This is a genomic window from Anaeromicrobium sediminis (assembly GCF_002270055.1).
GTDB classification, from domain to species: Bacteria; Bacillota; Clostridia; order Peptostreptococcales; family Thermotaleaceae; genus Anaeromicrobium; species Anaeromicrobium sediminis.
Window position 1 is genome coordinate 100,937 of the sequence record NZ_NIBG01000004.1, and the last position, 12,557, is coordinate 113,493.

Consider the following 12,557-nt stretch of genomic DNA (forward strand, 5'->3'; position numbering starts at 1 on the left):
AAAGCCCCCTCATTTAGGATAGTTTATTTTACTTAAATGATATATTTATTATTCTTTCCATATTAGCTTAAAGTTTTTGTGCGAACAAATGCTAACACATAAACCACAGCCTGTACATCTTTCTGTATCAACAATTACCTTTTTTCCTTCTTTTTTAATAGCATTATATATACACCCTATTTTACACTTTTCACAATGAGCATTTACACATTCTTTTTCAGTTTGAGCTATATATGGCTCTATCTTCATTTCATCAAAGGATTTTAAAGAAGTTAAGGCCTTTCCTCTAATCTCTTCAAAATTTTCATATCTATTATCTATCATCCATTTTTCCAAATCATATATGACTTTGCCAATATGGTCAAATCCATTCAGAATAATAGACGTACCCATTTGGATCGTGGAAGCACCTAACATCATATACTCTAATATATTATAATAATTTTCAATTCCTCCAATACCACAAACCTGCAGATTAATAGCTTGTGAAATTGAAGCAACAGCTGCAAGTCCGATAGGACGTATGGGCGTACCAGAATATCCTCCATAGGTAGGTAATAGTGGCTTTCCAGCTTTAACATCCACTCCTATAATTGAACGTACCGTATCAATAGCACTAATAGCAGAGGCTCCAGCTTTTTCTGCCACCTTTGCTAACTTTGCCACATTTGTCACATTGGGAGATAGTTTAACCATTACTGGTATTTTTACTCTCTCAACTACACGATTGGTAATTTCATATAACTGATAAGGATTAGATGCCAGTACTTCTATCCCTTCTCCGTGGGGTGATGCAACCCCAAGTTCAATTGCATCTGCACCGAACTTTTCCACTCTACTTGCAATATAGGCCATCTCCGAAGGAGTTTGAGCCAAAATATTTGCAATTACAACTCCTCCCTGCTCTTTTACATAACCAATCTCATTTTCCCACTCTTCTAAAGTAAATTCGCTGTAGAGTCCAATATTTTGCATTCCACCTTCTTTTTCTACTAATCGAGGCCTTACATTAGCTCTTATTTCATTAACAATAGTTTCAGTAACTACAGCCCCTACGCCAGCATCTACTGCCTTTTTCATCATCTCTCCGTTACGAGTCCAAGGTCCTGCTGCAATTATAAGTGGATTTTTCAATTCTATTCCCATAAAATTAACTGACAAGTTCAATGTTTACTCCCCCTCTAATTGAAAATTTCTCTTAGTCGATCTTCATGGCCACAGGACTTTCGTACCTTTAATTTTGACTGTAAAAATATTTCTTGCTGAACATTTTCTTCTTCGTCATTACTTTCAATATTATCAAATAAAAGACGAGCCGCAATTAATCCCATCTTATATACTGGCTGGGATATGGTTGTTAATTTAGGTTCCACTAATGCTGACATGTCTATATTGTCAAATCCTACAATAGCAATATCTTGTGGAATTCTAAGTCCCATTGTTTTAATTGCATCCATGGCTCCAACAGCCATTAAGTCATTTGCTGCAAAAATAGCCTCAGGAATTTCCTTTGATTGAATCAGTTTTTTTGCTGCTAAATATCCTCCCTCAATGCTATTATTTCCTTCTATTATGTATTTTTTTTCTACAGGAAGACAAAATTCTTTTAATGCTTTTTCATACCCTATTTGTTTTTCAATATTTTCTATTTGGTGTTTCACCCCGGAAATATACGCTATTTTTCTATATCCAGTCTCAACAAGATGTTTTGTAGCTTCATAAGCACCTACTATATAATCTGTAAAAACCATATTTTCCTTTGCGCTACTCTTGTTTTTCCCAATCATCACCAATGGGGTTTCTCGTTTTTTAATTTTATTAATATCTTTTTTATTCAAAAGGCTAGCCGTTAATATTAATCCATCTACTTTTCTCTTTAGTAACATTTCTATATACTCTCTCTCCTTACTCTCATTTTCTTCAGTATTACATAAAAGGATGTTATAACCTTTTTGATGGGCTATATCCTCCACTCCTTTTGCAATTTGAGTATATATAGGATTTAATATATTGGGAATTAATAAAGCTATTACATTTGTTTTATTAAGGTTTAACCCCCTAGCAAACCAATTTGGAGTATAGTTTAGTTCTTTCATGATGGCTAATACATGTTCTTTGGTAGTAGGAGATACAGTATCTGGATGATTTAATACCCTTGATATGGTAGCAACAGAAACTCCGGCTTTCTTGGCCACATCTTTAATATTCATTATTTCTTCACCTCACTTGATGTAACCCATTACATTACTATATTTGATTATATCCTTTACAAATCCTTTCAAAAATTAATAAACTTTTTGATTAAAAACTTCTACATCCTTTAAATAATGTTTATTGGAATTGTGAACCAAATTATTTTTACTAACCTCTAATAATTTTCTAACTTCCTTTTATAACCATAAAATAAAAGACTATGAGTAATTACTCCTCATAGTCCAATGGTTATTTATCTATTTAATTAAATTATTATATGTATTCAATTCTATTTTCTTATTTTAAAATCAATATTTTCTGCTGCTCCTTTAAAGGTTACTACTCTTTCAGAAGGTTTAGTAGTTGCCACAATATTTCCTCTTCTAATTACATATATACACTCACTCATTAATCTTATCGCATCCATTTCATTATCAGCATCTAATACAATCATATCTGCAGGTTTTCCAACCTCTATTCCATATTCATCTTCAATGTTCATAGTTTTGGCAGAATTAATAGTAATCATATCAAACAAATCAGAAATTTGATCATATCCACTTAAGTGGGCAGTATGAAGTAGTAAGTTAGCAGCTTGTAACATACTACCCTTACCTAGTGGATACCATGGGTCCATAATAGAATCATGCCCAATACTAACATTTACTCCTCTAGCTATTAACTCATCTACTCTAGTATGCCCTCTTTTTCTTGGATAACCATCAGTTCTATTTTGAAGAACAGAATTATCAAATGGATTTGTAATCATATTCATTTCTGCTCTTTTTAAGATACCAATAAGTTTAAAGGCATAATCATTGTTGTAATTGTGCATGGCAGTAGTATGACTGGCTGTAACTAATCCTTGCATATTATTATTTATTGTGAGTTTTGCCATTACTTCTAGAAATCTAGATTGGTCATCTCCAGTTTCATCCACATGTATATCAATTAGTGCATTATATTTTTTAGCTACGTTAAAGACAAACTCAACATCTTTTACTCCATCTTCTCGAGTAAATTCATTGTGAGGGATACCACCCACCACATCAGCTCCCATTTCCATAGCTTTTTCCATTAACCTTTCTCCATCTTCAAATGTATAAATACCATCTTGAGGAAAGGCAACTATTTGAATGTCCACTAAATCTTTCATTTCTTCTTTAACCTCTACTAATGATTCTACTGTAAGCAATGTGGGATCAGTTGTATCTGCATGAGTTCTTATTTTTAATGTTCCATTAGCTACTTCCCATTTAATAGCTTCTATTGCATTTTTTTTAATAATTTCTTTCGTTAAATGTGGCTTTCTCTCTCCCCAAATCTGAATCCCTTCTAATAATGTTCCAGACATATTATATCTTGGATCTCCTACACTTAAAACTGCATCTAAGTGTAGATGTGGATCTACAAAAGACGGTGTCACTAAATTTCCATCTGCATTAATTTCTTTACTTCCATTAACGTCCATCTTCTCTTCTATAGCTACAATTTTGCCGTCTTTTATTGCAATATCTACTAACTCTTTTTCCTTTCTAAGTTTAGCATTTCTAATTACTAGATCCAAAATAACTTCCCCCTTTTATTAATGATTATTTAATGTGAGTTTCTGTTTCTACAGTCTTTCCATAAATAAAGTCATATGCAATCACATGTACAACAATGGCTGTTATAATTGCATTTAGTGGTGTAATACTAAATATACCTGCTTCAGGAGATATGCTAGATGCAATAATTGCAACAATCCAGGCAATCATAGCCGCCCAATTTACTTGTTTAAATTCATATTCTTTTGGAGAAGGGTATTCTCTTTTACATCTTAAATAAAAATCTGCAATGATAATTCCACCTATTGGAGGTAAAGATACACTTAAAAAGGTCAACCATCCAACAAAGTTATTATATAAAAATATGGAAAAAACAGTTCCAACAGTTCCAGCAACTATGGTTAAATGTTTCCTCTTTAGTCCTGTAATATTGGCAAGGCCAAGTCCTGAAGCATAGAGTGCATTGTCATTTGTCGTCCATATATTTAAAGCCAACAGGGCAATTCCAGCTCCCAGTAGTCCCTGAGCTGCCAAAACTTCTGAAATATCTGAAAGACCTGTAGCTATGGCACCAATAGCTCCAAAGAGAAACATTAAACTATTTCCGAAGGTAAAACCAATAATTGTGGCTTGAACACCAACTTGTTTTGTCTTAGCAAATCGTACAAAATCTGGAGTCAAAGTGGCACCACTAATAAAGGACCCTACTGTTAATGCAGTTCCTACTGCTACCGTCAATTTCTGCTCTGGCTGCACTGCCAACAACGATTGTAAACCTCCTCCACTGATAATAGCCTTTCCAACAGACATACACCCTAAAAGAATAATAGCAGGTACTGCAATCTTACTAATCCACTCGATGGCCTTAAATCCAATTACCACTGTGGCAGTCATTAATATACCGCCAATTATAATCAAAGGAATAATAGATACCCCAGTAAATTTATTAATTGGATAAGCAAACATAGCAACGCCTACACCAAACCATCCAATTTGGGTAAAAGCTAACATAAATGATGGTAATTTTGATCCTTTTATTCCAAAAGCATATCTGGCTAATATATGGGTTGAAAGATTTGTTTTTGCAGCAGCATAGCCTAAAAAAGCTCCATAAACTCCAAGAATTAAATTCCCAAGTGTTATTACTAAAATAAGATCTGGCCATAATCTAAATCCCATTCCTAAAGTTCCACCAGTCCACATGCTAGCCGCAAAAAATGTGAATCCAAGCATAACTGTAGACATGGAAATTAGACCTCTTCTAGCACTCTCTGGTACGGGTTCTAAGGCATAATCATCATGAGCTACTGACTTTTCTTCTATTGACATTTTCATTCCTCCTTATTCTTCATTATGTAACTAGTTACATAATCGAGAAAAAAAATATAATGTATAAGTTAATATGTGCGATAATTATGTGATTTTTCTGTTGTAACTAGTTACATTTATATTTGTATTCTATTACACAAATTTTTATACCTCTTATCTTCAAAGTGTTCATAGAGAATGAAAATGATAATTTGATTAAAAAAGGAAATGTAGAAGGAATGTTTGACTATATACATATTTAGAAATTAGTGATGAAGACCTTCAAAATGATATGACATGTTTACATCAGAAGAGTTTAGACCTTTAAGCCACTTAGTTATAATTATATAAATCTTTATGGTAAAAAAGGCATACTACGTATGCGACCTTATGGAACTCTATGGTTCCCGCGGGCGTATGCTAACGCAATCTGTCCCCTCCTTTAAAGAGGCAGGGGAATTCTTCCCCCACACCCCCTTCATTTTTTTACTTATCAACAGTTTCAAAAATTTGTAATTTCCTAGGAAGTAAAAAAACCTAGATATGAATAGTATGATATCTATTCATATCTAGGTTTTCTACAACTTTTAATACATTCTTATAATACCTCATATATGAGGTAGATCTTCTATCAATCCATTAATGGAATCTAGTACCTCATGTAAATCGTGCTTCTTCATAATCATACAATTATAAACTAAATCTCCACATACAACACATGACCTAGGAGATGCATTTTTATCTAGTCTGGATAGGGGCATTCCTTCTTTCGTATAAACATCTATGTCAAATACCCTTCCAAGAACATGTTCATGTTCCAGCTCCATGGCTTTTTCTTTAATAATATGATCTTCCTCATCTAGGATTAAGATGAATGAAGGGCCATCATAACCTTGTCTAGTTCCTTTGTATGAGATTTTTTTAGTAAATGTATTATCCAATAGTTTCTCAAGATACTTAAAAGCCTTCAAAGCATAATAGTTATTTTTATCTGAACCTGGATAATTGATTCTTCCACATATTAGAGTTTTCTTGTGATAATGGATTAAGTCCATTAAATCTTCAAAACGCTTTTCCCTATCTGATAATATTCTATCTATACTATTCAATCATATGCACCTACTCACTTAAAATCTTATTAATGATGCTATCTAATTCATCAGATACTAAATACTCAAATGTTGATTTAGGTACGAGATTTTTTAAAATATCCATGTTTCCTTCCCTTAAATACTCCCTAACCCTTGTTGCACTTATGGGTTTTTCATTAAAAGTTCTTCGATCAACAACTTTTAGCTCAACATCATATTTACTCAGAACCTTCATCAAAGAATTATTGTAAAGATTTGTGGTTTGACAATAGGGCTCTGTACCAACATATCTTCTTGTTATATCTATTGATTTAGCTATAATAGACCCAAATATGTGGGCATCCAATTCTGCACTTGCTTCCGCTCTCACTGAAGAGTCTTTTATGAAATACTCAGGAAATGTTGCCGATGAAACCATATAGGGACCACTAGGTATAACTTTTATATTACTAAGATCCTTAATACCATCTTGTACTAATTTCATACGAACGTTAAATGGAAATATAGATTTGTCTTCTTCAAGTACAAATACAATAACCTCGTCACTTTCCCTAGAAGCCCTTTCTATTAACATTCTATGACCTAGGGTAAAGGGGTTGCAATTCATCACAATGGCACTTCGTGTACCCTTGTATTCGCCTAAAGTTTCTTTTAAGGATTTTATATAAGATTCTATGCCTATGAAAGAGGACTCCATAAGAATAACTTTACCCGTATCACATATACAATTAAACTGAAATGATTCAAATATGTGCCTGTTTTCCGAAGAACTAAAGAGCTTCATATTATAAATTCCCTCGTCAAACATCCTATTTATAATATGGGTAAGTAAAATAGCTGCACCACCTGAAGCCCTATAACAAGGCCTAATTGCAAAGGATTTTATAACATCTCCCTCAAAGGAGCATGTTCCAATTGGAGTATCACCATGCTTTAACACAGCCGTATATGTCATACCATCATTAAGAACTAAGTTTGAACTTTTTAAAATATTAATCACATGATCTAAATCATTATTATTCATTTCAGATACGGAATAATTAGTCATACAATCTACACCCTTTTCACTAGGTCTATTACAGTACCATCCCTATACTCAACAATTGCAACTATGTCATCCTTTTGTTCTATTTTTTCAGGTTTACCTGCTATTTTTTCTGCCATTTCCTTTAACTCTTTTATGGATACCACATTTAACCCTGCATCCTTTAGCTTTTCAGCTAAACCTTTATTTTCTGGATTAACTGCAATACCTCTCTCTGTTACTAATACGTCTATTGACCTCCCTGGAGTTGTAACGGTAGTAACATTATCCTTTACAATTGGAATCCTACCTTTTATCAACTGAGTCACCACAATTGCTAGTTTTGAACCAGCTGCTGTATCACTATGACCTCCCGATCCGCCCATTATACGGCCATCTGAACCTGTAGTAACATTAACATTAAAGTCTAAATCAATCTCTGTAGCCCCTAATATCATTACATCTAATTGATCTACTACGGCTCCCTTGTTGTGAGGATTACCATATTTAGATGCTGACATTCCTTGATGATTTCTATTTTCTTTATATGAATTAATGGCATCTAAATCAAAACACTGAACATCAACAAGTGTTCTAAAATATCCTTCATTCAACATATCTACCAAATAACCCGTTATTCCACCTGAAGCAAAACTTCCCTTTATATCCTTTTCATGCATCATCTTTTTTAAGAAATGGGCTACAGCTAAAGACGTACCTCCTGCTCCAGTTTGAAAAGATAATCCATTTTTCAAAAATCCAGCGGCCTCAATTACTTTTCCTGTGTCACATGCAATCTTTAAACCTATTGGATCTTTCGTAATTTGGGTTGTACCAGATACAATACCACTTGGATCACCAATACTTTCAAGAGTAGTTACATAATCCACATATTCCTGACTAATTTCCACGTATTCAGCTGGATATTCAACTAAATTATCTGTAACTGCAACTACTATGTTTGCATACATGGCATCAGCAACAGCATATCCTAAAGTGCCGCATGCGGAAGTTCCTTGTACTCCATTTATGTTACCATAAGTATCACAAGTGGGCGCTCCTATAAAAGCTATATCTATATTAAGGTCTCCACTTTCAATGGATCTAGCTCTACCTCCATGGGTATGCATAATAGCAGGATATTTTAGTTTTCCTGATGATATGGCATCAGCAACTGGTCCTGATATGTAATTTGCCATAACTTGTGTTACTACACCATCTTCTATTAATTTTACTAATGGTTTGTGAATAGGGAATATGGAACTAGCAGCTACTTTAATATCCTTAATACCCATGTTTGCAACTTCTTGTAAAACATGATTAAGTACCTTATCACCATTTCTTAAGTGATGGTGAAAAGAAATAGTCATTCCATCTTTAATATTTGCTTTTAATAAAACTTCTTTTATACTATTTACATATTTTCCTTCACTTGATTTATTGTATGTATTAAGTATATTTTTCCTTTTTATAACAACATCATTATCTAAAGCATATTGAAAAGGCTTTACCTGACCATATCCTTCAATATACTCAGGTAACTCTCTTCCTACTTCGTTAATCATATAAGGTCACCCCCTGTTTCCAATTCAAGGCCCGCTTTTTTCAAAGTATTCTTTGCTCTAGATAAAATTGGAGCATCAACCATTTTTCCATTAAAGGAAAATACTCCTAAACCTTTAGCTTTAGCCACTTCCCATTCTTTAAGTACATCCGTTGCCCACTTTATCTCTTCCTCAGTAGGAGAAAATACTTCATGGACAATATCTATTTGACGAGGATTTATTAAGGCTTTTCCTGTAAATCCAAGCTTAACTGCAAGTTGTGAATCACTTCTTAATCCTGCATTGTCATTTACATCAGTAAATGGCGTATCAATAACCTGTTTATTAAAGGCCTTAGCAGCCATAACAAGTCTTGTTCTCCCATAAAATATTTCATCACCTTGAAGTGTTCTATGAACACCTAAATCAGCAGTTAAATCTTCTCCTCCTAATAAAATTCCTTCAACTCTATCAGATATTTGAATTATATCTGAAGACTTTTCTACTCCGTATGCAGTCTCAATTAATGCGATTATCTTAATCTGTCCATGATTATAGTTCATTTCTTTTTCAATATTATCTAACATTGAACAACATAGTTTAATAGACTTTTCATCTGCCTTTGGAACTAATATAGCATCAGGTTTCGCCTTTGATATGAAAGATAAATCTTTAATACCCATATGCGTATCTAGAGGATTTATCCTAACTACTTTTTCAGATGCCCCAAAGTCCAAAGCCATTAATCCATTGTATACTAAGTTTCTAGCCGAATCCTTCTCATCCATACTCACTGCATCTTCAAGATCAAGGATAACACTATCCGCACCAAATACACCTGCATTTTGAATCATACTAGGGTTATTCCCTGGTATAAATAACATACTCTTTCTTATTCTACTCATGGGAACCTCCTTGTATAGATCTTTCAATAGCTGTAGTAACTCGTGCTCTAATTGTATAATCTAGTGCACCACTATCTTTAACAATAAAGTGACCATGGGTTATATTTAATTCTTCTATAGTAGCCTTAATAACTTCTAAAATTCTCTTACCATATTGATGATATACCTTACTTTGTAAGTCAATCTTTATCCCCTCATTGCTTGGGTGAACCATTACAAAGATATCATTTGATTCCAGGGAACCAGCCCTTGATGGATTAAGGATTTTCATAACTTCACCTACTTTTCATTTCTAGATAGTTTTTTCTACCTAATTTATAATAATCTTCACCCTTTGATGAAACAGCAACTATTAATGGCATATCCTCAACTTCAAGCCTACGGATAGCCTCCGTCCCTAAATCTTCATAAGCAATAACTTCACATTTTTTAACACATTCTGCCATTAAAGCAGCCGTACCACCTACGGCTGCAAAGTATACAGCACCATTGTTCTTTATACTTTCAATCACATAATCTGATCTTTTTCCTTTTCCTACAGTTCCAAGGATACCTTTATCCAATAAAGTTGGAGTAAATTCGTCCATCCTATAGCTTGTTGTAGGTCCAGCTGAACCTATAATAGCCCCTTCAGGAGTTGGAGTAGGCCCCACATAATAGATTAACTGACCTTCTAATTGAAAGGGAGCATTTTTATTATCTTCTAGTGATTTTATTAATCTTTTGTGAGCTGCATCCCTTCCTGTGTAAATCACACCACTTAGGAGGATTTTCTCACCAACTTCTAAAGTACTGAGTATTTCTTTCGTTAATGGTGTTTGAATCTTTTTCATATTTCTCCTCCTAAATTGTTACTTCCATATGTCTATAGGCATGGCAGCCAATATTTATGGCAACGGGTAAACCTGCAATATGGGTAGGTGCAGTCTCAATATGGACTTTTAAAGCCGTTGTTTTTCCTCCAAATCCCTGGGGTCCAATACCTAAATCGTTTACTTTATTCAAAATAGTTTCCTCTAACTGAGCATAGTAAGAATCTTCGTTACTTGATCCAAGGGGTCTAATTAATGCCTTTTTAGCAAGAAGTGCTGCTTTTTCAAAGGTTCCACCAATACCAACTCCCACAACAATGGGAGGACAAGGATTTGGACCTGCTATTTCAACTGTTTCCAAAACAGACTCAATAACACCCTGAACACCTTGAGATGGCTTTAGCATATATATTCTACTCATGTTCTCACTTCCAAAGCCCTTGGGAATTACAGTGAGTTTTACTTTATCTCCTTTAACAATCTTATGATGTATAATGCAAGGAGTATTATCTCCCGTATTTTCTCTAGTAAGAGGGTCACGAACCACTGACTTTCTTAACTGTCCTTTATCATAACCTCTTCTAACTCCTTCATTAATTGCATCTTCAATGTATCCACCCTTAAATTGGACCTCTTGACCAACTTCTAAAAATACCACAACTAATCCCGTATCTTGACACATGGGAACATGTGTATTTGAGGCTGTTTCAGCATTTTGAATAATTAGTTCTAAAATGTCCTTTGCACTTGGCCAAGTCTCTTCATCCTTCATTTTTTCCAAACACGTCACCACATCTTTGGATAAATGCTTGTTTGAATGGATACACATCCTTTCAACTTCATCTGTTATAAGTCTTACATGAACCTCTCTCACCTTATTCATCTCCTATGCTTCTAACGATTAGCTAATGTTAGTACTCTATTCATTTCATTGAATACAATCATATAACCTTCATCTACACCCATACCTGGCTTTGCTAGACACTGATCGGCTCCACATGCAATGGCAATGTTAGTACAAATTTGAGCAGATCTTTCTGTCTCGTTGCATGTTCCTCCACAATAAGCTCCAATGCCTCTTTCTTTACAATAAATAATAGCTTCAACTATATTGTTAATACCACCAAGGTCTGGAGTCTTTATCTGAACCATGTCTGCAGCTTCATTATCAACAAAAAGCTTAATATCATCAAAAGTATTACACCATTCGTCTGCAACTAGCTCCACTTGGCATCCTTTTTCTCTTAATGCAAATCTTAAGTCCTTTAATGCCTTCATTTGAAGTTCTCTATCTTCCACATCCATAGGTCCTTCAATTCTTAATTTAAAAGGTTTTGCCGCTTCTTCAAGTAATAGAAAATAATCTACCATTTTCTCTAAGTCATTGTCAAAGGCAATACCAATTGTTCCGTATACATCTATATGTAGTACAGGGTTATAATCATCACTAGTACCCATACTACTAATTCTATTCTTTAACCACTTCACATAATCTAATAATTTACTTCCGTCCTTGCCTAATTTAGTTTCAACGTGATTTATAAGACCGTGTGGTAATACATCTGAACCTTTAATAATCATCTTATCCACATTATTGTATCTGTCATCTCCAGATTGAGTAAATATTGGTACTCTCACTAATTCACTATTGATGTCGTACTCTTCTTGAATAACTTCTGCCATAGTTTTTCTTCTTGCCTTAGCTGAAGCATCTAATAGGGCTTGAGTTACACCATATCTAATTGCCGTATGAAGATTCTTACCAGCAATAGAAAGTCCATCTATCATTTCAGCTAAATTTCTAAATTCCTTAGAGTCTTTTCCTATTAATAGGGGCTTTATATCCTCTTGGATTACTGGTATAAAGTCCTTTGCCAAAAATAGCGGGTCCCTTCCACCTGCGCCTGAATACTGAACAGCTGCACAATCTCCATAAGCCACTTGACCATCTTCAAGAATAATCATAACTGATATGGATTCTCCTGCCTGTCTAATTTCAGTAAATCCTTCCGTTTCTGTTTCTCCAACATACGCAAAACCATCAGTTTTTGCACCCTTTTTAATAGCTCTCTGATCATCAAAGTAAAAGCCCGTTCTTCCTTCTGAACATATTATATCTATAATTTTCATTTT

General features: G+C 34.2%; 12 protein-coding genes. All 12 read right to left on the reverse strand.

Annotated features, from left to right (window positions below; all coding sequences use genetic code 11):
* Window positions 1–48: 48 nt before the first annotated feature.
* On the reverse strand, window positions 49–1,167 hold the full coding sequence (locus CCE28_RS06740; protein ID WP_095132270.1) for a tRNA-dihydrouridine synthase: 1,119 nt from the start codon (window positions 1,165–1,167) through the stop codon (window positions 49–51).
* A gap of 14 nt (window positions 1,168–1,181) precedes the next feature.
* A complete protein-coding gene (locus tag CCE28_RS06745; RefSeq protein WP_095132271.1) occupies window positions 1,182–2,210 on the reverse strand; it encodes a LacI family DNA-binding transcriptional regulator in 1,029 nt (342 codons plus the stop codon).
* 272 nt (window positions 2,211–2,482) lie between these two features.
* Entirely contained in the window at window positions 2,483–3,760 is a 1,278-nt protein-coding gene (gene codA, locus CCE28_RS06750; RefSeq protein WP_095132273.1) for a cytosine deaminase, read from the reverse strand.
* Between the two features lie 25 nt (window positions 3,761–3,785).
* Window positions 3,786–5,069: a cytosine permease gene (gene codB, locus CCE28_RS06755; RefSeq protein ID WP_095132274.1), complete on the reverse strand. Its 1,284-nt coding sequence runs from the start codon at window positions 5,067–5,069 to the stop codon at window positions 3,786–3,788.
* A 587-nt stretch (window positions 5,070–5,656) separates the two neighbouring features.
* On the reverse strand, window positions 5,657–6,157 hold the full coding sequence (gene citX / locus CCE28_RS06760; RefSeq protein ID WP_095132276.1) for a citrate lyase holo-[acyl-carrier protein] synthase: 501 nt from the start codon (window positions 6,155–6,157) through the stop codon (window positions 5,657–5,659).
* A 10-nt stretch (window positions 6,158–6,167) separates the two neighbouring features.
* Window positions 6,168–7,187, reverse strand: a complete 1,020-nt coding sequence (gene citC, locus CCE28_RS06765) for a [citrate (pro-3S)-lyase] ligase (RefSeq protein ID WP_095132278.1) — start codon at window positions 7,185–7,187, stop codon at window positions 6,168–6,170.
* 5 nt (window positions 7,188–7,192) lie between these two features.
* Window positions 7,193–8,728, reverse strand: a complete 1,536-nt coding sequence (citF, locus tag CCE28_RS06770; RefSeq protein ID WP_095132280.1) for a citrate lyase subunit alpha — start codon at window positions 8,726–8,728, stop codon at window positions 7,193–7,195.
* The gene (locus CCE28_RS06775; RefSeq protein ID WP_095132281.1) at window positions 8,725–9,612 is read right to left on the reverse strand and encodes an HpcH/HpaI aldolase/citrate lyase family protein; all 888 of its coding nucleotides are present in this window, start codon (window positions 9,610–9,612) and stop codon (window positions 8,725–8,727) included. The genes citF and CCE28_RS06775 overlap by 4 nt, the downstream gene beginning before the upstream one ends.
* Entirely contained in the window at window positions 9,605–9,883 is a 279-nt protein-coding gene (citD, locus tag CCE28_RS06780) for a citrate lyase acyl carrier protein (RefSeq protein WP_095132283.1), read from the reverse strand. The genes CCE28_RS06775 and citD overlap by 8 nt, the downstream gene beginning before the upstream one ends.
* A 4-nt stretch (window positions 9,884–9,887) precedes the next feature.
* Window positions 9,888–10,445, reverse strand: coding sequence for a Fe-S-containing hydro-lyase (locus CCE28_RS06785; protein ID WP_095132284.1), 558 nt, complete (start codon window positions 10,443–10,445; stop codon window positions 9,888–9,890).
* 10 nt (window positions 10,446–10,455) lie between these two features.
* Window positions 10,456–11,298, reverse strand: coding sequence for a fumarate hydratase (locus CCE28_RS06790; RefSeq protein WP_095132286.1), 843 nt, complete (start codon window positions 11,296–11,298; stop codon window positions 10,456–10,458).
* Between the two features lie 20 nt (window positions 11,299–11,318).
* Window positions 11,319–12,554: a methylaspartate ammonia-lyase gene (locus CCE28_RS06795; protein WP_095132288.1), complete on the reverse strand. Its 1,236-nt coding sequence runs from the start codon at window positions 12,552–12,554 to the stop codon at window positions 11,319–11,321.
* Between the last annotated feature and the right edge of the window lie 3 nt (window positions 12,555–12,557).

Bases quoted from the DNA above. Each gene is read 5' to 3' on its own strand.
- CCE28_RS06745 (WP_095132271.1), bottom strand. From the start codon at position 2,210: ATGAATATTAAAGATGTGGCCAAGAAAGCCGGAGTTTCTGTTGCTACC.
- codB (WP_095132274.1), bottom strand. From the start codon at position 5,069: ATGTCAATAGAAGAAAAGTCAGTAGCTCATGATGATTATGCCTTAGAA.
- citC (WP_095132278.1), bottom strand. From the start codon at position 7,187: ATGACTAATTATTCCGTATCTGAAATGAATAATAATGATTTAGATCAT.
- citF (WP_095132280.1), bottom strand. From the start codon at position 8,728: ATGATTAACGAAGTAGGAAGAGAGTTACCTGAGTATATTGAAGGATAT.
- CCE28_RS06775 (WP_095132281.1), bottom strand. From the start codon at position 9,612: ATGAGTAGAATAAGAAAGAGTATGTTATTTATACCAGGGAATAACCCT.
- citD (WP_095132283.1), bottom strand. From the start codon at position 9,883: ATGAAAATCCTTAATCCATCAAGGGCTGGTTCCCTGGAATCAAATGAT.
- CCE28_RS06785 (WP_095132284.1), bottom strand. From the start codon at position 10,445: ATGAAAAAGATTCAAACACCATTAACGAAAGAAATACTCAGTACTTTA.
- CCE28_RS06795 (WP_095132288.1), bottom strand. From the start codon at position 12,554: ATGAAAATTATAGATATAATATGTTCAGAAGGAAGAACGGGCTTTTAC.